16 protein-coding genes are annotated in these 18384 nt (G+C 64.5%); 6 read left to right on the forward strand and 10 right to left on the reverse strand.

Translation table 11 applies throughout. The annotated features are described in order from the left end of the window. A partial coding sequence (locus tag KQH55_RS01280) for a hypothetical protein (RefSeq protein ID WP_235090045.1) occupies positions 1–228 on the forward strand: 228 nt, incomplete at its 5' end. Here KQH55_RS01280 and tgt read toward each other — a convergent pair. Further along, positions 188–1318: a tRNA guanosine(34) transglycosylase Tgt gene (gene tgt / locus KQH55_RS01285; protein WP_139337437.1), complete on the reverse strand. Its 1131-nt coding sequence runs from the start codon at positions 1316–1318 to the stop codon at positions 188–190. The two genes, KQH55_RS01280 and tgt, sit on opposite strands and share 41 nt — an antisense overlap. 64 nt (positions 1319–1382) lie before the next feature. Next, positions 1383–2435, reverse strand: coding sequence for a tRNA preQ1(34) S-adenosylmethionine ribosyltransferase-isomerase QueA (gene queA, locus KQH55_RS01290; RefSeq protein ID WP_235090046.1), 1053 nt, complete (start codon positions 2433–2435; stop codon positions 1383–1385). A 104-nt stretch (positions 2436–2539) separates the two neighbouring features. Here queA and recG point away from each other — a divergent pair, with 104 nt between their 5' ends. The 4 genes from recG to ubiA all read left to right on the forward strand — a co-directional run bounded on the left by recG (position 2540) and on the right by ubiA (position 7708). After that, entirely contained in the window at positions 2540–5047 is a 2508-nt protein-coding gene (gene recG / locus KQH55_RS01295) for an ATP-dependent DNA helicase RecG (protein WP_373566344.1), read from the forward strand. A 114-nt stretch (positions 5048–5161) separates the two neighbouring features. After that, positions 5162–6121: a hydrogen peroxide-inducible genes activator gene (locus KQH55_RS01300; RefSeq protein WP_076785442.1), complete on the forward strand. Its 960-nt coding sequence runs from the start codon at positions 5162–5164 to the stop codon at positions 6119–6121. 23 nt (positions 6122–6144) lie between these two features. Next, positions 6145–6627, forward strand: coding sequence for a DNA starvation/stationary phase protection protein Dps (gene dps, locus KQH55_RS01305; RefSeq protein ID WP_076797357.1), 483 nt, complete (start codon positions 6145–6147; stop codon positions 6625–6627). Positions 6628–6835: 208 nt separating this feature from the next. Next, a complete protein-coding gene (gene ubiA, locus KQH55_RS01310) occupies positions 6836–7708 on the forward strand; it encodes a 4-hydroxybenzoate octaprenyltransferase (protein WP_076787410.1) in 873 nt (290 codons plus the stop codon). Between the two features lie 15 nt (positions 7709–7723). On the opposite strand, the gene proC is transcribed toward ubiA, so the two are convergent. The 6 genes from proC to KQH55_RS01340 are packed head-to-tail and all read right to left on the reverse strand — an operon-like array spanning position 7724 to position 14554. Next, positions 7724–8536, reverse strand: a complete 813-nt coding sequence (gene proC, locus KQH55_RS01315) for a pyrroline-5-carboxylate reductase (RefSeq protein ID WP_235090047.1) — start codon at positions 8534–8536, stop codon at positions 7724–7726. An 11-nt stretch (positions 8537–8547) separates the two neighbouring features. After that, a complete protein-coding gene (locus KQH55_RS01320; RefSeq protein WP_076785440.1) occupies positions 8548–9252 on the reverse strand; it encodes a YggS family pyridoxal phosphate-dependent enzyme in 705 nt (234 codons plus the stop codon). A 13-nt stretch (positions 9253–9265) separates the two neighbouring features. Beyond that, positions 9266–10492 (reverse strand): glycolate oxidase subunit GlcF, encoded by a 1227-nt coding sequence (gene glcF / locus KQH55_RS01325; protein ID WP_076796953.1) that lies wholly within the window; start codon positions 10490–10492, stop codon positions 9266–9268. Between the two features lie 8 nt (positions 10493–10500). Continuing rightward, on the reverse strand, positions 10501–11583 hold the full coding sequence (glcE, locus tag KQH55_RS01330; RefSeq protein ID WP_076797358.1) for a glycolate oxidase subunit GlcE: 1083 nt from the start codon (positions 11581–11583) through the stop codon (positions 10501–10503). Between the two features lie 13 nt (positions 11584–11596). Next, positions 11597–13090 (reverse strand): FAD-linked oxidase C-terminal domain-containing protein, encoded by a 1494-nt coding sequence (locus KQH55_RS01335; RefSeq protein ID WP_076796954.1) that lies wholly within the window; start codon positions 13088–13090, stop codon positions 11597–11599. 21 nt (positions 13091–13111) lie between these two features. Then, on the reverse strand, positions 13112–14554 hold the full coding sequence (locus KQH55_RS01340) for an FAD-binding oxidoreductase (protein WP_139337438.1): 1443 nt from the start codon (positions 14552–14554) through the stop codon (positions 13112–13114). Positions 14555–14727: 173 nt separating this feature from the next. Between KQH55_RS01340 and KQH55_RS01345 the strand changes: the two genes are divergently transcribed. After that, complete coding sequence (locus KQH55_RS01345; RefSeq protein ID WP_076787404.1) at positions 14728–15276, forward strand: cob(I)yrinic acid a,c-diamide adenosyltransferase; 549 nt, start codon at positions 14728–14730, stop codon at positions 15274–15276. Positions 15277–15447: 171 nt separating this feature from the next. On the opposite strand, the gene aroG is transcribed toward KQH55_RS01345, so the two are convergent. Beyond that, entirely contained in the window at positions 15448–16521 is a 1074-nt protein-coding gene (gene aroG / locus KQH55_RS01350; protein ID WP_235090048.1) for a 3-deoxy-7-phosphoheptulonate synthase AroG, read from the reverse strand. Between the two features lie 304 nt (positions 16522–16825). Beyond that, entirely contained in the window at positions 16826–18292 is a 1467-nt protein-coding gene (tldD, locus tag KQH55_RS01355; protein ID WP_235090049.1) for a metalloprotease TldD, read from the reverse strand. Between the last annotated feature and the right edge of the window lie 92 nt (positions 18293–18384).

The following is an 18384-nucleotide window of genomic DNA, read 5'->3' on the forward strand; positions in this document are numbered from 1 at the left end:
GACATCGACATCGACATCGACATCGACATCGACATCGACATCGACATCGACATCGACATCGACATCGACATCGACATCGACATCGACATCAGCCGCGGCGCCAAGCGGGCGCACCGGCATCTCGCCAACAGGGGCAGCACCAGATTCAGCGCTGCGATATCCGGCTCCTGCTTAAGTGTGCGAGCCGCTATTCGACGCCGCGTGCGCGATCCGCTTGAAAGTGCGTGACGAACGCGTTGAACGTTCCCGCTTCGATGGCATCGCGGATCTCCTGCATCAGGTTCAGGTAGTAATGCAGATTGTGGATCGTGTTCAGTTGCGCGCCGAGGATCTCACCGACGCGATGCAGGTGATGCAGATACGCGCGCGAAAAGTGGCGGCATGTATGGCAGGCGCAGCTTTCATCCAGCGGCCGCGTGTCGTTGCGGTGCATCGCGTTGCGGATCTTCAAGTCGCCGAACCGCGTGAACAGCCAGCCGTTGCGCGCGTTGCGTGTGGGCATCACGCAATCGAACATATCGACGCCGGCGGCCACACCGGCCACCAGGTCCTCCGGCGTGCCGACCCCCATCAGGTAGTGCGGCTTGTCGACCGGCAGCCTGGGGCCGATGTGCTGCAGTACGCGCAGCATGTCCTCCTTCGGTTCGCCGACTGACAGGCCACCGATCGCGTAGCCGTCAAAGCCGATATCCGACAGCCCCGCAAGCGATTCGTCGCGCAGTGCCTCGTACATGCCGCCCTGCACGATGCCGAACAGTGCGTTTGGATTGGCAAGGCGCCTAAATTCGTCGAGCGAGCGTTTAGCCCAGCGCAGCGACATCTGCATCGAACGTGCCGCGGCATCATGCGAGGTGGGCACGCCGTCGGTCGCGTACGGGGTGCACTCGTCGAATTGCATCACGATGTCGGAGTTCAGCACCTTTTGCACCTGCATTGACACCTCGGGCGACAGGAACAGCCGGTCGCCGTTGATCGGCGACGCGAACGTCACGCCGTCCTCGGTGATTTTGCGCAACTCGCCAAGCGAGAATACCTGGAAGCCGCCGGAGTCGGTCAGGATCGGCCGTTGCCAACCCATGAAGCGATGTAAGCCGCCATGCGCGGTGACCGTATCGAGTCCTGGACGCAGCCATAGATGGAACGTGTTGCCTAAGATGATCTGTGCGCGGATGTCCTCAAGCTCGCGTGGTGCCATGGCCTTGACCGTGCCATAGGTGCCGACCGGCATAAAGATCGGCGTGTCGATCGTGCCGTGGTTCAGCGTGAGTCGGCCGCGCCGTGCGAGGCCATCGGTGCGCAAGAGGTCGAATTTCAACATGATGGGTTCAGGTCGGGCGCGTGGGCGGTGCGCAATGATGGCGAGCGCGGGTGGCGATGTCGGGTCATGGCTGTGCAACGGACGCGGCCCGCGTGAGCAGCATCGCGTCGCCGTAGCTGAAAAAACGGTAGCGTTGCGCGATCGCGTGGCGGTACGCGCGGCGGATCGGCTCGACACCGGCGAATGCGGACACCAGCATCAGCAGCGTCGACTTCGGCAAATGAAAGTTCGTCACGAGCCGGTCGATGACGCGGAACTGGTAACCGGGCGTAATGAAGATATCCGTTTCGGCACGGATCGCACGCAGTTCACGGCCATCGCGCTCGGCATCGCGGGCTGCTGCTTCCAGTGCGCGCATCGACGTCGTGCCGACCGCGATCACCGAGCGTCCCGCAGCCCGCGTGGCCTCGATTGCTTCAACGAGCGCCGGCGGGATGTGGTACCACTCGCTGTGCATCTTGTGCTGCGCAATGTCGTCGGTGCGCACCGGCTGGAACGTGCCGGCGCCCACGTGCAGCGTCAACGTAGCACGGCGCACGCCGCGCGCATCCAGCGCAGCCAGCGTTGGCGCATCGAAGTGTAGGCCGGCGGTAGGCGCTGCGACCGCGCCTGGCGTCGTCGCGAACACGGTTTGATAGCGTGCCTCGTCGTACGTGTCGGGACTGTGCTCGATGTAGGGCGGTAGCGGCAACCGCCCATACCTGTCAATCAATTCGATGCAATCGTGCGGGAAATGCAGCGTATGAAATGGCTCGACGCGCTCGCCGACGCTCACGTCGAATGCGTCTGCGAGCCGGATTGTCGAACCCGGCGCGGGGCGTTTGCTTGCACGGATTTGCGCGAGTGCGGTGCGCGTACCGGTCACGCGCTCGATCAGCACTTCGACACGTCCGCCGCTCGCCTTGACCCCGTCGAAGCGGGCCTTGAGCACTTTCGTGTCGTTGAACACCAGCAGGTCACCGGGCTCAATGCAAGCCGGCAGTTCACCGAAACGGTGGTCCAGCAGTGCGCCGCTCGGCGTGACTTCGAGCAGGCGGCTCGCGCTGCGCTCGGGCAACGCATGTTGTGCGATCAGCTCCGGGGGCAGATCAAAATCGAAATCGGACAGCGTGTACATGAAATAGGACGGGCAGCGCAGCGGCACGCTCGCGCAACCGCGCTACCCTGATGCACAATGCAGGGCCGTGCCAATAAAATCGATATTGTACTTGCGATAGCCCAATGCCTTTGTCCCGTTATCCGCAGCCGGTGTTACCGCGATCAGGTGAACCCGATGCCGTGCCTGGCGATGCCGCCGCAGGCGGTGCCACCGTGCCCGGGCGCGCCGCCGGGCCGTCAGCACGCAAGCGCTCCCCGGCGGCCACGGGCGGCGACAAGGCCGCGGTCCAAGCCACTGCTGACACGGCTGCCCAAGCTGTCGGCCGTCCCGCCATTCGGCCCGCTGGCAACGATTTGGCTAAGCCCACCGACAAGGCTACGATGGAGCCTACCACCCAGGCCCTGGCTGAACCCGCTACCGACGCTTCGGCCAAGCCTGCTACCGAAGCTTCAGCCAAACCCGATGCCGATGCTCCAGCCAAGCCTGCTACCGATGCTCCAGCTAAGCCCGCTACTGAGACTGCAGTCAAACCCGCCGCCAACGCGGCGGCCAAGCCCGCCGGCAAGTCGGGTGGCAGGCCGAGCGATAAATTGGCTCGGCTGGGGCTGGCGCGTGACATCGACCTGGTGCTGCATTTGCCGATGCGCTACGAGGACGAGACGACGCTGACGCCGATCGGCAAACTGCTGCCGGGCATGACTGCGCAGGTCCAGGGTGAAGTGGTGGACAATGAAATCGCCTACCGACCACGCCGCCAGATGCTGGTACGGCTGCGCGACGAACATGGCGATGTGCTGATGCTGCGGTTTCTGAACTTCTGGGGCTCTCAGACCCGGCAACTCGCGCCTGGCGCGCGCTTGCGCGTGCGTGGCGACGTGCGGGGGGGCTTCTTCGGGATGGAGATGGTGCACCCGGCATACCGCGTGGTCGAAGACGACGCGCCGTTGCCTGACGCGTTGACGCCTGTGTACCCGAGTACGGCCGGCGTGTCGCAGGCGTATTTGCGCCGTGCGATCGACAGCGCGCTGCAACGCACACCCTTGCCGGAGTTGCTGCCGCCGCGGATCGCTGACGCGTTTCTGGCCCCGCTTGGGGTGCCGCCGCTGGCCGATGCGGTTCGCACGCTGCATCACCCGCGTGCGGATGCGGATGAGGCCGCACTAATGGACCGAACCCATCCGGCTTGGTTGCGAATCAAATTCGAGGAGTTACTCGCGCAGCAATTGTCGCTCAAACGCGCGCATGATGAGCGGCGCTTGCGCGCCGCTCCAGCGATGGCGCGTCGTCCCGCTGCCGATCGAGACGCGCTCGTCACGCGGTTGCATGCCGCACTGCCGTTCCAACTGACCGGCGCGCAGCAGCGGGCCAGCGAACAAATTGCGGTGGATCTGGCCGCGGCGCATCCGATGCAGCGGTTGCTGCAGGGGGACGTGGGCAGCGGCAAGACGGTGGTCGCCGCGCTGGCGGCGGCGCAGGCGATTGATGCCGGCTACCAGGCGGCGCTGATGGCTCCCACCGAGTTGCTGGCTGAACAACATGCGCGCAAACTGCGCGGCTGGCTCGAGCCGCTGGGTGTGCGCACTGCGTGGCTGGCCGGCAGCTTGAAGGCGCGCGACAAGCGCGCCGCACTGGAGGCGGCGTCCAGCGGCGACGCGCAGCTGGTGGTCGGCACGCATGCGATGATCCAGGAGGCGGTGAAATTCGCCCGGCTTGGTTTGGTGATCGTGGACGAGCAGCACCGCTTTGGCGTCGAGCAGCGGCTTGCATTGCGCGCGAAGGCGCAGGCCGAAGCCGCGGTGTCGGGGTTTCAGCCGCATCAATTGATGATGTCCGCGACGCCGATTCCGCGCACGCTCGCGATGACGTACTACGCAGACCTGGATGTGTCCACGATCGATGAGTTACCACCGGGGCGCACGCCGGTGCTGACCAAGCTGGTATCGGACGCGCGTCGCGATGAAGTGATTGCCCGCGTGCGCGAGGCCGCACTGGCTGGACGCCAGGTGTACTGGGTGTGCCCGTTGATCGAGGAGAGCGAGGCGCTGCAACTGCAGACTGCCGTGGACACCTATGAGACACTCGTCGCCGCGCTGCCGCAGCTGCAGGTGGGGCTGGTGCACGGTCGCCTGGCGGCAGCCGATAAGGCCGATGTGATGGCGCGCTTTACCCGCAATGAGATCCATTTGCTGGTAGCGACCACAGTGATCGAGGTCGGCGTTGACGTGCCTAATGCGTCGTTGATGGTGATCGAGCACGCGGAGCGCTTCGGCCTCGCGCAATTGCACCAATTACGCGGCCGGGTCGGCCGGGGCAGCCAGTCGTCGGTGTGCCTGCTAATGTACGCCAGCCCGCTGTCTTTGGCGGCGCGCGAACGACTGCGCACGATGCGTGAGACCACGGACGGTTTCGAGATCGCGCGCCGGGATCTGGAAATCCGTGGCCCCGGCGAATTCCTTGGCGCGCGGCAATCCGGCGCAGCGATGTTGCGCTTTGCAGACATCGAACAGGATGCTTGGCTAATCGAGCCGGCACGGCGCGCGGCCGAGCGGCTGCTGGGCGAGTATCCGCAGGCCGCCGCGGCACACTTGGCACGTTGGCTCGGCAGCCGCGAGCAGTACTTGAAGGCGTGAGGGTGAGAAGGCAGGTTTGCGACCATGCCGGCGAGGGGATAAAGGCCCTTGGCAAATGGGCCGGCAACGCGTATAAGAGAAAACTATCGAAAATATCGTCTCGATTAATCGACAATGACGCTCACCGAACTCAAGTACATCGTTGCCGTTGCCCGGGAACGCCATTTTGGCCGGGCGGCGGAGGCGTGTTTCGTCAGCCAGCCGACGTTGTCGGTTGCGATTAAGAAGCTCGAGGACGAACTGAACGTTCAGATCTTCGAGCGCGGTACCAGCGAGGTCAGCGTCACGCCGATCGGCGAGCAGATTGTCACCCAGGCGCAACGTGTGCTCGAGCAGACGCTTGCAATCAAGGAAATCGCCAAGCAGGGCAAGGATCCGCTGGTCGGGCCGCTGCGGCTCGGCGTAATCTATACGATCGGCCCGTATTTGCTGCCGGCGCTGGTCAAGCAGATGATCGAGGCGGTGCCGCAGATGCCGCTGATGCTGCAGGAAAACTTCACGCTGAAGCTGATCGAACTGCTCAAGCAAGGCGAGATTGACGTCGCGATCATGGCGCTGCCGTTCTCGGAAACCGGCTTGATGGTCCGTGCGCTGTATGATGAACCGTTCGTGGTCGCGCTTCCTGCGGGGCACCCGTGGGAGCGGCGTAACGCGATCAATGCCGAGGACCTGAAGCAGGAAACGATGTTGCTGCTGGGCAGCGGCCACTGTTTCCGGGACCATGTGCTGGGCGTGTGCCCGGAGCTAATGCGCTTTTCGCAGAACGCGGACGGGATTCAGAAGACGTTCGAGGGCAGCTCGCTGGAGACGATCCGTCACATGGTGGCCAGCGGCGTGGGCATCACCGTGCTGCCGCGCACCTCGGTGCAGGAAGTACGCGCGCATGCGAGCGGCGTGGACAATGGCCTGCTTAGCTACGTGCCGTTCACCGAGCCGCAGCCGGACCGGCGCGTGGTGCTGGCATGGCGCAAAAGCTTCACGCGGATGCCGGCGATCGATGCGATTTGCGATGCGATCCGCGCATGCGAGCTACCCGGTACGCGCAAACTCGAATTGCCCGCCTCGGTCAACTGACTGTTTTTTCCACGGAGGCCATGATGTCACTTCACCCCACTCGTAACACGCTGCCCGAGGACATCCGCCGCCAATCGATCAGCTTGCTTGGACAGTCATTGATCACGGCAATCGATCTTCAGCGGCAGGCGAAGCAGGCGCATTGGAATGTCCAGGGGCCGCAATTCATCGCATTGCACTTGTTGTTCGACGAAGTCCACTCGGCAGCGGTCGAATGGGCGGACTTGAGCGCCGAACGACTGGTCGCGCTTGGCGGCACAGCGGATGGCCGCATTCAGCAGGTCGCCGGCCAGTCGCCACTGCCGCCGTATCCGCTCGAACTCAGGGACGGCAAGGACCACGTCCGGCAACTTGCCGATGCGTTGGCCAAGTACGGCCAGCAGGTCCACCAGGCGATCGCCGCAACGGCCGACGTCGGCGACCCGACATCGTCCGATCTGTTCACCGAAATTTCCCGCGGCGTGGATGAACACCTGTGGAAGCTCGAGGCGCATCACTACGGGTGATGGCCTGTACGCCGGTCTGCTGTCCGGGCGGCACGGCCTACGCGAAGCTGGGTGGCGCCGCTCCCGCGAAGCCACCCGGCGGGGGCGGGGCCCACGCAAAGCGGCGCAGCGCGACCAGCAGGCGGCAAACGACAAGCGGCAAGCGGCGGCCTACGCGCATTTTCACCTAGAATAACGGATCACGACGTTTCGATCCGAGTGCTGCATGATGTCCACGCTAACCTTGCGTTTGCCGTTGTATTTCCGTCTGCTGCGGCTGCACAGGCCGATCGGTAGCGTGCTGTTGCTGTGGCCGACGCTCAACGCGTTATGGGTAGCGGCAGACGGCCATCCCCCTGCCTATATCGTTGCGATCTTCGCGATTGGCACGGTTCTGATGCGCTCGGCCGGATGCGCGGTCAACGATTACGCAGACCGCGATTTCGACAAGCATGTGAAGCGCACGCAGGATCGACCTCTCACGTCGGGTCAGATTGCCCCGTGGGAAGCACTTACGGTAGCGGCCGTGCTTGCGCTGGTGTCGTTCCTGCTGATCCTGCCGCTGAACTCGCTGACCAAGTGGCTCTCTGTCGCGGCGCTGTTCGTGGCGGGCACGTATCCGTTTATGAAGCGCTTTTTCGCGATTCCGCAGGCCTACTTGGGCGTTGCGTTCGGCTTCGGGATCCCGATGGGGTTCGCCGCGATCCAGGGCCATGTGCCGCCGCTCGCGTGGCTGATGCTGCTGGCGAACGTGTTCTGGTCGCTCGCCTACGACACCGCCTACGCGATGGTGGACCGGGATGATGACATCAAAATTGGCATTCGCACGTCCGCATTGACGTTCGGCCGTTTCGACGTACTGGCCGTGATGCTGTGCTACGCAGCGATGCTGGGCATTTATGCGTGGATCGGCTATGCGCGGCACTGGTCCGTCGCGTACTGGGCTGGATGGGCGGGCGCACTCGGCTGTGCGGCGTACCACTACACGTTGATCCGTGACCGCGACCGGATGCGGTGCTTTGCGGCGTTCATGCACAACAACTGGCTTGGCGGTATCCTGTTCGCCGGTATCGCCGCGCACTATGCAAGCACGGGGCTCTGAGCGGGCGGCGCCGGCTCATTGTTTGCCGAACGCGTCGCCCATCTGGATCGCTCGAGTGTGGGCTGCCAACGCGCCGCGTACGATCGCTGCGCCGATGCCGTCGGCCTCGAAGGACTCGAGCGCGGCGGCCGTTGTGCCACCTTTTGAGGTCACGCGCTCGCGCAGCACGCTGGCGGACTCGCCTGACTGTGCGGCCAGTTGGGTGGCACCGGTGAACGTGGCGAGCGCCAGGGCGCGCGCCTGTTCATCGTCGAGTCCCAACTGGCGCGCGGCGCGCTGCAGGGCCTCGATGAAGTAGAACACGTAGGCCGGGCCGCTGCCGGAAATGGCCGTCACCGCATCGATTTTCGATTCATCGTCGCACCACACGATCTCGCCGACCGCGCGCAGCACCCGCTCGGCGAGCGCCCGGTCGGCATCATCGACACCGTGTAGTGCTGCCAGACCGGTTACGCCCATGCCAATCAGCGCTGGGGTATTGGGCATCGAGCGCACTACGCGCGGGTAGCCGTTGAGCCAATGCGAGATGTCCGCCGCGCGGATCCCGGCGGCAATGCTGATGATCAGCTGCGCACGCAGCCACGGCGCGAGCGATTCGACCACGGTTTTCATCACCTGGGGCTTGACCGCGATGACGATCGCATCGTAGTCGCCGAGCGAGGCGTCGGCAGCCTCGCCGGTCTGTATCGGCTGTTGCTGCGTCAAGCGCGCGCGCGCGTCGGCTGATGGGTCGATGGCGTACAGGTTGGCGCTTGGGATGCCACGCTTGAGCAGCCCGCCGATCAGGGCGGCGGCCATGTTGCCTGCGCCGATGAATGCGATTTTCATGGGGATTCCGTTTAGTGAGTGGGATAGGTTCGTGCGCCGAAAATCGCGGTGCCGACCCGCACGATCGTCGCGCCTTCGAGAATGGCCGCGTCCAGATCGGCCGACATGCCCATCGACAGTGTATCGAGGCCGAGGCCTTGCGCATTGACAGCATCGAATAGTTCGCGCAATCGCCGATGGGGCGCGCGCTGCGCGTGCAGTCCGGACACGGGCTCAGGGATCGACATCAGTCCGCGCAGCCGCAGCCGGGGCAGCGCCGCCACGTCGCGTGCCAGCGTGGCAACCTCATCGGGCGCGACGCCGCTCTTGGACGCCTCGCCGCTGACGTTGACTTGCACGCAGACATTGAGCGGCGGCAGGTGGGCGGGCCGTTGCTCGGACAGCCGATGCGCGATCTTGAGTCGGTCGACCGAATGCACCCAGTCGAACTGTTCAGCGACCGGCCGCGTCTTGTTCGACTGCAGTGGCCCGATGAAATGCCATTCGAGCGACGCACGCAATGGCTGCAGGGCGGCGATCTTGTCCAATGCCTCCTGCACATAGTTTTCACCGAACGCCTGCTGGCCCGCCGCGTGGGCAGCGCGTAGAGTGTCGGTTGGAAAGGTCTTGGACACGGCGAGCAATTGCACGCTCGCCGGATCGCGGCCGGCGGCTGCAGCCACCGCGGCAATACGTCGGCGGACTTCGTCCAGATGTTGCGCAATGAGGGAGGGCATGACGTGGAAGGGTTTAATCGGACAGCAGGCGATCGACGAGTTCGATCCAATGCGCGACCGGCGTCGACGTGCCGCTTTGCAGGTGCGCAATGCAGCCCACGTTTGCCGAGACGATCATCTGCGGCTCGAGTGCCGACAAGCGTTCGAGCTTCTGGTTGCGCAGCGTGTAGGAGAGCGCTGGCTGCAGCACTGAGTACGTGCCGGCCGAGCCGCAGCAAACGTGTGCGTCGGATGGCACACACACTTCCAGTCCAAGCGCCTGGAGCAGCCGCTCGACGCGCCCGGTGATTTTCTGCCCATGCTGCAGCGTGCATGGCGGGTGGTAAGCGACCGTATGGACGCCGCGCCGGCGTAGGCGGGACGCGAGTTCGGCTTCATAGCGGGGCAGCAGCTCGGCCAGGTCCTGTGCCAGGCTGGCCACGTGCGCCGCCTTGTGGGCGTACGCTGGATCGTCGCGCAGCAGGTGTGCGTATTCCTTGACCGTCACGCCGCATCCGGAGGCATTGATGACGATGGCCGCTGCGCCCTGCTCGATGTAGGGCCACCAGGCGTCGATGTTGCGGCGTGCGTCATCGAGCGCCTGTGCGTGGTACCCCAGGTGCAGCCGGATGGTACCGCAGCAGCCGGCGTCGCCGGCCACGACCGGTTCGATGCCGAGCGCGTCGAGCACGCGCGCGGTCGCTACGTTGATGTTGGGCATCATGCCGGGCTGCACGCAGCCGGTCAGCATTAGCATCTTGGTTGGGTGCCGCGCTGTTGGCCACGCGCGCGGACGTTGCCGTGGTGGCACTTTGTCGCGCAGCCGCTTGGGTAGCAGCGCACGCAAATGCTGTCCGAGCCGCATCGCCGGCGTGAACAGTGTCGCATTCGGCAGCAAGCTTGCCAGCAGGCGCCGTACGAGCCGCGAGCGCCAGCGGCGCGGCACCTTCTGCTCGATAAGCTTGCGCCCGATTTGCGCCAGTCGCCCGTACTGCACGCCGGACGGACAAGTCGTCTCGCAATTGCGGCACGTCAGACAGCGGTCCAGGTGCAACTGCGTGCTACGCGTGACCGGTGCGCCCTCAAGCATTTGCTTGATCAAATAGATGCGCCCGCGCGGGCCGTCCAACTCGTCGCCGAGGATTTGATAGGTGGGGCAGGTTGCCGTGCAGAAACCGCAGTGCACGCATTTGCGCAGGATGGCATTGGCCTCGTTGCCGTCCGGTGTATTGCGAATGAAGTCCGCGAGATTGGTCTGCATCGCAGCAGTCAGAAGTCCGGGTAGAGCCGGCCACGATTGAAGATGCGTGCCGGGTCGAATACCGCTTTCAGGCGGCGATGAATGTTCATCAGCGGCGAGGGCAGCGGGGTGAACACACCGACGTTACGATTGTAGCGCGAACCGCAGCGGAACAGCGTCGCATGGCCGCCGGCTTGCCGCGCCGCCATGCGCACCGTCTGCGCATCGGTATCGGTGACCCACCAGCGCTGCGCGCCGCCCCATTCCATCAACTGGGCACCGGGTAACTGTAGCGGTTCGGTGATCGATGGCAGCGACAGGCGCCATAGCGCCGCGTCGGCTGGAATCATCTGAAAGAACGCATCGGTCTGCTCGCGCAGTCCCATCCAGAAGCGCTCGGCCTCCACCGCGTCGACCACCTCGCCGCCGAGCCTGTTGCGCGCGCTCTTGAGCGCGCTGTCCGCACCGCCTAGGCGCAACGCCAGCGTGCCGTTACGCCATGCACTGGCGGTCAGCGGCAGCGGCCGGCCAGCCCAGTCGTTGAGCTTGCGTACCGCGTCGGTGCCGTTCATGTCGAACTTCAGCGTCAACTCCGCATTGGGGCGTGGCAGTACTTTCAACGACACGTCCAGCAGCAGGCCGAGCGTGCCGAGTGAGCCGGCCATCAGCCGCGCGATATCGTAGCCGGCGACATTCTTCATCACGCGACCGCCAAAGCGCAGCACGTCGCCGCGTCCGTTCATCACGGTCGTACCCAGCACGAAGTCGCGCGCCGCGCCCGCGCTGGCCCGGCGTGGGCCAGCCAGGCCGGCGGCGATGCAGCCGCCAATTGTCGCGCCACGACCGAAGTGCGGCGGCTCGAACGCGAGCATTTGACGATGCTCGACCAGTGCCGCCTCGATGTCGGCCAACGGCGTGCCGCAGTACGCGGTGATCACCAGTTCGGCCGGATCGTAGGCGATGATGCCGCTTGCTGCGCGCGTATCGAGCACTTCCCCCTCGATGTGCTGGCCATACCACGACTTGGTGCCGCCGCCGCGGATCTGCAGCGGCACGCCGCGCTCGCTGGCTTGCATGACCTGCGAGCGCAGGCTCGCGTAGGGATGCGTCATCTGCGTCATCGTGTCAGAACCTGGGCAACTCGGGATGCGGCAGCAGACCTCGATGGACCCGCATCCTGCCGTATTCGGCACAGCGCGCCCGCGTCGGGATGCCCTTGCCCGGATTGAGCAGCCCTGACGGGTCGAACGCGCGCTTGACCGCGAGGAACGCGTCGCGCTCCTGCGCACAGAACTGCACGCACATCGAATCGATCTTCGCGATGCCCACGCCATGCTCGCCGGTGATCGTGCCGCCGAACGCCACGCAGGCCTCCAGAATTTGTGTGCCGAAGGCCTCGGCGCGCCGCCACTCATCGGGATCGTTGCCGTTGAATAGGATCAGCGGATGCATGTTGCCGTCGCCCGCATGGAAGACGTTCATGCAGCGTAGCCCGTATTGCTTTTCCATTTCGGCGATGCGCGCGAGCAGTGGCCCGATTGCTCGCCGCGGCACGGTACCGTCCATGCAATAGTAGTCCGGCGAGATGCGCCCCGCGGCCGGAAATGCATTCTTGCACCCGGACCAGAACTTGAGCCGCTCCGTCTCCGAGCGCGAGATCTGGATCCGCGTCGCGCCGTACGCACGCAGCACCGCAGTCATGCGCACGATCTCATCGGCGACCTCCTCGGGTGTGCCGTCGGACTCGCACAGCAGGATGGCCTGCGCATCCAGGTCGTAGCCGGCCTGCACGAATTCCTCCACCGCGTGCGTGGCCGGCTTGTCCATCATGTCGAGGCCTGCAGGCACGATGCCGGCCGCGATGATCGCCGCGACCGCGTCGCCGCCCTTGACTACATCATCAAAGCTGGCCATGATGACCTGCGCCGCTTGCGGCTTCGGGAGCAGCCGGACCGTCACTTCCGTGACGACGGCAAACATGCCCTCGCTGCCAATCAGCACCGCCAGCAGGTCCAGCCCTGCACAATCCGGCCCCAGTGAGCCGAACTCGACCAGCTCGCCCTCCATCGTGACCGCGCGCACACGCAGCACGTTATGTACGGTCAAGCCGTATTTCAAGCCATGCACGCCACCCGCATTCTCGGCGACATTGCCTCCAATCGTGCAGGCGATCTGCGATGATGGATCAGGCGCGTAGTACAGCCCGTATGGCGCGGCCGCCTCCGAGATCGCCAGATTGCGTACACCCGGCTGGACCGTCGCGGTACGCGCGTAGGGATCAATGTTGACGATCTTTTTGAGGCGCGCGAGCGACAGCACGATGCCATCGCGCAGCGGCATTGCGCCACCGGACAGACCCGTGCCGGCGCCGCGCGGCACCACCGGTACGTCGAGCCGGTAGCATGTCTGCAGCACGTGCTGCACTTGCGATTCTGTCTCGGGCAGCACCACCGCGAGCGGCAGCCGTCGATACGCGGCAAGCCCGTCGCATTCGTACGGCGCCGTATCCTCGGCGCGATACAGCAGGCAATGCGTGGGCACAACTGTCATCAGCGCCTGAACCACTTCGCGTTGTCGTGCCGCGATAGCTTCTGGGGACGGTTCGACTGAAGCGTTCATGGCATGCTCCGCGCGACGTGTCTAGTGCGGTCCATGAAAGGCAAAGATCTTGCCAGGATTCATCAGATTGCGCGGATCGAGTGCATGCTTGATCGCTCGCATCGTGTCAACGGCATCCGCGCCATGCTCGTCGACGAGGAAACCCATCTTGTGCAGGCCGACGCCGTGCTCGCCGGTGCACGTGCCGCCAAAGCGCAGCGCGCGTGACACGAGCCGCTGGTTCAACTGCTCCGCCTCCTGAATCTCGGCCGGGCTAGCGGGGTCAATCAGCATCGCGACGTGGAAGTTGCCGTCGCCGACATGGCCTACGATTGGACACAGCAGTGACGATTGCTTCAGGTCTGCCTCTGTCTGTTCGATGCATTCAGCCAGCTGCGAAATCGGCACGCACACGTCAGTGGTCAGCGCACGGCAACCGGGGCGCAGCTGCAACATCGCAAAGTATGCGCTGTGTCGCGCGTTCCACAACCGACTGCGCTCTTCCGGACGAGTGGCCCATTCAAAGCCTTGCCCTCCATGTTGCGCGGCAATGTCCTGTACCGTCTGCGCCTGCTCACGCACGCCGGTCTCGCTGCCGTGGAACTCGAAGAACAGTGTTTGCGTCTGCGGCAATGTCAGGTTCGAGTGGCGGTTGATCGCACGGATCGCGAGCGCGTCGACGAATTCCACGCGCGCCACCGGCACGCCAAACTGGATCGTCTCGATCACGGTGCGCACAGCGTCGCCCATGCTTGGGAATGCGCACACGGCCGCGGAAATTGCTTCAGGCAACGGGTACAGGCGTACGGTGACGTCGGTGATCACGCCAAGCGTGCCTTCAGAGCCAACAAAGAGGCGTGTCAGATCGTAGCCCGCCGACGACTTGCGCGCGCGCGAGCCCGTGTGGATGATGCGTGCATCGGCCCGCACCACCGTCAAGCCCAGTACATTCTCGCACATCGTGCCGTAGCGGACCGCGTTCGTGCCCGAGGCGCGCGTGGCGGCCATGCCGCCGATGCTCGCGTCGGCGCCGGGGTCGATTGGGAAGAACAAGCCGGTGTCGCGCAACGCGTCATTGAGCGCCTTGCGCGACACGCCGGCTTGCACGGTGGCTGTCAGGTCGTGCGCGTCGATCGATAACACGCGGTTCATCTCGGACAGATCAATCGTCACACCGCCCTGCACCGCGAGCAGATGGCCTTCGAGCGACGAGCCGTTGCCATACGGAATCACCGGCACCTCGTACTGCGCGCACAGTGCGACAATGGCCGCGACCTCCTGCGTTGTGCGGGCGTAGACGACTGCATCCGGCCATTGCGGATCGAACATCGACTCGTCGCGCCCATGGTGCGCGCGTACGGCTTCGGCGACCGAGACGCGTTCGTCGAATGCGGCCTTGAGTGCCTCGAGCAGCGATGGGGGGAAGGGCTTGCGCACGGCGGCACGCGCAATCGAATGAGTCACGGGGCGGTCTCCTGAACGCATGGCATGCAAGCGGGTCAACTGAGTGGCTATTTTAAGCCAATGCGCATTGCCCAAGCCGCTTGCATCGCGAGGTGAGGCGCTGGACGAGACCGCGTGGCAGCATGCACGTCACTATAATGTGCGTCGGACGCGGCAAATTGCCCTCGAGCCGATTGTCAATCACAGGAGCCATGATGGGAAACCGCTTGAGCAAGATCGTCACGCGCACAGGTGACGACGGCACCACCGGCCTGGGGAACACGAGCCGCGTGGCCAAGGACGATACGCGCATCGCGGCGATCGGCGACGTAGACGAGCTGAACTCGTCGCTGGGCGTGCTGCTGGCCGAAACCTTGCCGGCCCGCGTACGGGAGATGCTCGTCGCGGTGCAGCACGATTTGTTTGACGTCGGTGCGCAGCTATGCATGCCGGGCGAGGTGATGATCGTGGACGAGCATGTCGCGCGGCTCGACGACTGGCTCGAGTACTTCAATGCGCAACTGCCACCGCTGCGCGAGTTCGTTCTGCCCGGCGGCTCGCGGCCGGCTGCATTGTCGCACCTGTGCCGTACCGTTTGCCGGCGAGCCGAGCGCACGATCGTCGCGCTCGGCCATGAACAAGCCGTTGATGCGGCGCTGCGGCAGTACGTGAACCGCCTGTCGGACCTGCTGTTCGTCCTGGCTCGCGTGCTGAATGGCGAGACGGGCCAGCCGGAGGTGCTGTGGCGGCATGAGCGGGCGTAAGGGGCCGCTCATGCCGGTGTCACGGCATGGTGCCGCCAGCCCATTGCGGCGCATGGCTATGTTCCGCTGTCCGTCAGTGGTCACCGCCGTCGATTGCATTGCGATGAATCGCCGTCGCCGGTCAGTGGTTATCTCCGGTCAATCGCCGTTGTCGCAGCGTTGCCGCCCGCTTCAATTGCCGCTGCCGCGTGCGATGCGCCGTTGCCGGACCGCTTTGGCTAGTCCTTCGAGCACCGTCACGCTATCATCCCAGCCGATGCAGGCGTCGGTGACACTCTGACCATAGGTCAGCTTGCAGCCGTCTTTCAAATCCTGGCGTCCCGCGACCAGATGGGACTCCACCATCACGCCGACAATGCGCTCGTCGCCGGCGGCGACTTGCCGAGCGATGTCTGCGCAGACCGGAATTTGGTTTTCGTGCTTCTTCTCGCTGTTCGCATGGCTTGCATCGATCATCAATCGCGCCGCCAGCCCCGACTTGCCGATCGCGGAGCACGCGGCATCGACGCTTGCTGCATCATAGTTCGGTGTCTTGCCGCCGCGCAGGATGAGGTGACAGTCCTCGTTGCCAGCGGTCGATACGATCGCCAAATGACCGCCCTTGGTCACCGACAGAAAATGGTGCGGCTGCGAAGCGGCCTTGATCGCGTCAACCGCGATTTTCACGTTGCCGTCGGTGCCGTTCTTGAAGCCGACCGGGCACGACAATCCGGAGGCCAGTTCCCGATGCACCTGCGATTCGGTGGTGCGTGCGCCGATTGCACCCCACGAGATCAAATCGGCGATGTATTGCGGGCTGATCATGTCGAGGTACTCCGTGCCGGCGGGCAGTCCGAGCGCGTTGATTTGCACTAGCAGTTCGCGCGCGGTACGTAATCCGTCGTTGATCTTGAAACTGTTGTCCATGTAGGGGTCGTTGATCAACCCCTTCCAGCCCACGGTCGTGCGCGGCTTATCGAAGTACACGCGCATCACGATTTCCAATTCGCCGGCAAAGCGCTTGCGTTGCTCCACCAGGCGCTGTGCGTACTCTAGTGCCGCACGCGTGTCGTGGATCGAGCACGGGCCAATCACGACGATGAGCCGGTCGTCCATGCCGTGCAGAATCCGATGCAGCGATTGGCGAGCGTTGAAGATCAGGCCAGCGACGCGCTCCTCGCAGGGAAACTCCCGCAGCAGGTGCGCGGGCGGCGTCAATTCCTTAAGCTCGCGGATTCGAACATCATCGGTGTTGTGCAGGGCCATCATTGTTCTCCGGTTCAACGGTACGCGCCTCGCGCGCGGTGTTCGGGGCCTGGCGCCTGGCGAAAAAAAACCGCCAGGCGAAGCCGGCGGTTTTTCGGGAATGTGGGGTAATTCGCTTATCCGTCACCCACCCTCTCGGTCCGCCAGCGGCCTGAGATGCCAAAAGAAATAAAAGTAAAACTTGGCGGACATCGCGAAATGCAAACGAATGGAAAGGTGGTGTCGGTTCCGACTATATCGACTTTATACTCTGGACGAGCCCCCGTTGGCAACAGAGGGCCGTCAACGACGACGCATAATTGCGTCATACCGTGCCACCCACCGTCATGCGGTCGATGCGCAGCGTTGGCTGCCCGACGCCGACCGGCACGCTCTGGCCTTCCTTGCCGCACACGCCCACGCCTGTGTCCAACGACATATCGTTGCCAATCATCGACACGTATTTGAGCGACTCCGGTCCGCTGCCCACCAGCGTCGCGCCCTTGATCGGATAGGCAATCTTGCCGTTCTCGATCATGTAGGCCTCGGAGGCTGAAAACACAAACTTGCCGTTCGTGATATCGACCTGTCCGCCGCCGAAATTGACCGCGTACAGGCCATGCTCGACCGACGCAATGATCTCGGCGGGATCTTTGTCGCCGCCCAACATGTAGGTGTTGGTCATGCGCGGCATCGGCAACGCGGCATACGATTCGCGCCGCGCGTTACCGGTCACCTTCATCTTCATCAGCCGCGCGTTTAGCGTGTCCTGTATGTAGCCGGTCAGGATGCCGTCCTCGATCAGCGTCGTGCATTGCGTGGGGTTGCCCTCGTCATCGATGTTCAGCGAGCCGCGCCGGTTCGCCAGCGTGCCGTCGTCAACCACCGTGACACCGTTGGCCGCGACCCGCTCGCCGATGCGTCCGGCGAACGCCGACGAGCCCTTGCGGTTGAAGTCGCCTTCCAACCCGTGGCCGATCGCCTCGTGCAGCAGCACGCCCGGCCAGCCCGGCCCGAGCACGACGGTCATCGTGCCGGCGGGCGCGGGGCGTGCCTCCAGGTTCACCAGCGCGGCATGCACCGCGTCGTCGACGTATCGCGTCAGCACTTCGTCGGTGAAGTAGCCATAGTCGTAGCGGCCTCCGCCACCGCCGGTGCCGATTTCGCGGCGCCCGTTCTGCTCGGCGATTACGGTGACCGACATGCGCACGAGCGGACGCACGTCGGCGGCCAGTGCTCCGTCGCTGCGTGCCACCAGTACGACGTCGTATTCGCCCGCCAGGCCCGCCATGACCTGGGTGATGCGTGGATCTTTCGCGCGAGCCATTTTTTCGACGCGCTCCAGCAGTGCCACTTTTGCATTCGCATCCAGCGAGTGCAGCGGATCGGCCGGCCGGTACAGGTCGCGGCCCGCGACGCCGTGCAACGCACCGGCCGCCCGCACGCGAACCTTTCCGCCACCCGCACGGGCGATCGCGCGGGTGGCCTGGGCGGCTTGTGCCAGCGCTTGCGGCGACAAGTCATCCGAGTACGCGAACGCGGTGCGCTCGCCGGCCACCGCGCGCACGCCCACGCCCTGGTCGATGCTGAAGCTGCCCGATTTGACGATGCCTTCCTCCAGGCTCCACGCTTCGCTGCGGGTTGTTTGGAAGTACAGGTCCGCGTAGTCAACGCGATGGGAGAAAATCTCGCCCAGCGTGCGCACCAGAATGGCCTCATCGAGCCCGTAGCGCGTGAGCAGCAGGTCCTTGGCGGTGGCGAGGTGGCAGAGGTTTGGTTCGATGATGTTCATGCGGGCTCGCCCGTTTGACTGGTAAATGGACAGAAATTGGCGTTGCGACGGCACGATTCAAGCCGCGGGCGACCCTGCTGGAAGCGGTGTGG

The sequence above is a fragment of the Mycetohabitans sp. B3 genome, assembly GCF_021498065.1.
Classification (GTDB): Bacteria; Pseudomonadota; Gammaproteobacteria; order Burkholderiales; family Burkholderiaceae; genus Mycetohabitans.

Excerpts from the sequence above, each read along its gene's own strand:
- glcE (WP_076797358.1), bottom strand. The coding sequence starts at position 11,583 with ATGACGCATCCCTACGCGAGCCTGCGCTCGCAGGTCATGCAAGCCAGC.
- glcF (WP_076796953.1), bottom strand. The coding sequence starts at position 10,492 with ATGCAGACCAATCTCGCGGACTTCATTCGCAATACACCGGACGGCAAC.
- KQH55_RS01340 (WP_139337438.1), bottom strand. The coding sequence starts at position 14,554 with ATGCGTTCAGGAGACCGCCCCGTGACTCATTCGATTGCGCGTGCCGCC.
- tldD (WP_235090049.1), bottom strand. The coding sequence starts at position 18,292 with ATGAACATCATCGAACCAAACCTCTGCCACCTCGCCACCGCCAAGGAC.
- KQH55_RS01300 (WP_076785442.1), top strand. The coding sequence starts at position 5,162 with ATGACGCTCACCGAACTCAAGTACATCGTTGCCGTTGCCCGGGAACGC.
- ubiA (WP_076787410.1), top strand. The coding sequence starts at position 6,836 with ATGTCCACGCTAACCTTGCGTTTGCCGTTGTATTTCCGTCTGCTGCGG.
- aroG (WP_235090048.1), bottom strand. The coding sequence starts at position 16,521 with ATGGCCCTGCACAACACCGATGATGTTCGAATCCGCGAGCTTAAGGAA.
- tgt (WP_139337437.1), bottom strand. The coding sequence starts at position 1,318 with ATGTTGAAATTCGACCTCTTGCGCACCGATGGCCTCGCACGGCGCGGC.
- dps (WP_076797357.1), top strand. The coding sequence starts at position 6,145 with ATGTCACTTCACCCCACTCGTAACACGCTGCCCGAGGACATCCGCCGC.
- proC (WP_235090047.1), bottom strand. The coding sequence starts at position 8,536 with ATGAAAATCGCATTCATCGGCGCAGGCAACATGGCCGCCGCCCTGATC.
- KQH55_RS01345 (WP_076787404.1), top strand. The coding sequence starts at position 14,728 with ATGGGAAACCGCTTGAGCAAGATCGTCACGCGCACAGGTGACGACGGC.
- recG (WP_373566344.1), top strand. The coding sequence starts at position 2,540 with ATGCCTTTGTCCCGTTATCCGCAGCCGGTGTTACCGCGATCAGGTGAA.
- queA (WP_235090046.1), bottom strand. The coding sequence starts at position 2,435 with ATGTACACGCTGTCCGATTTCGATTTTGATCTGCCCCCGGAGCTGATC.
- KQH55_RS01335 (WP_076796954.1), bottom strand. The coding sequence starts at position 13,090 with ATGAACGCTTCAGTCGAACCGTCCCCAGAAGCTATCGCGGCACGACAA.
- KQH55_RS01320 (WP_076785440.1), bottom strand. The coding sequence starts at position 9,252 with ATGCCCTCCCTCATTGCGCAACATCTGGACGAAGTCCGCCGACGTATT.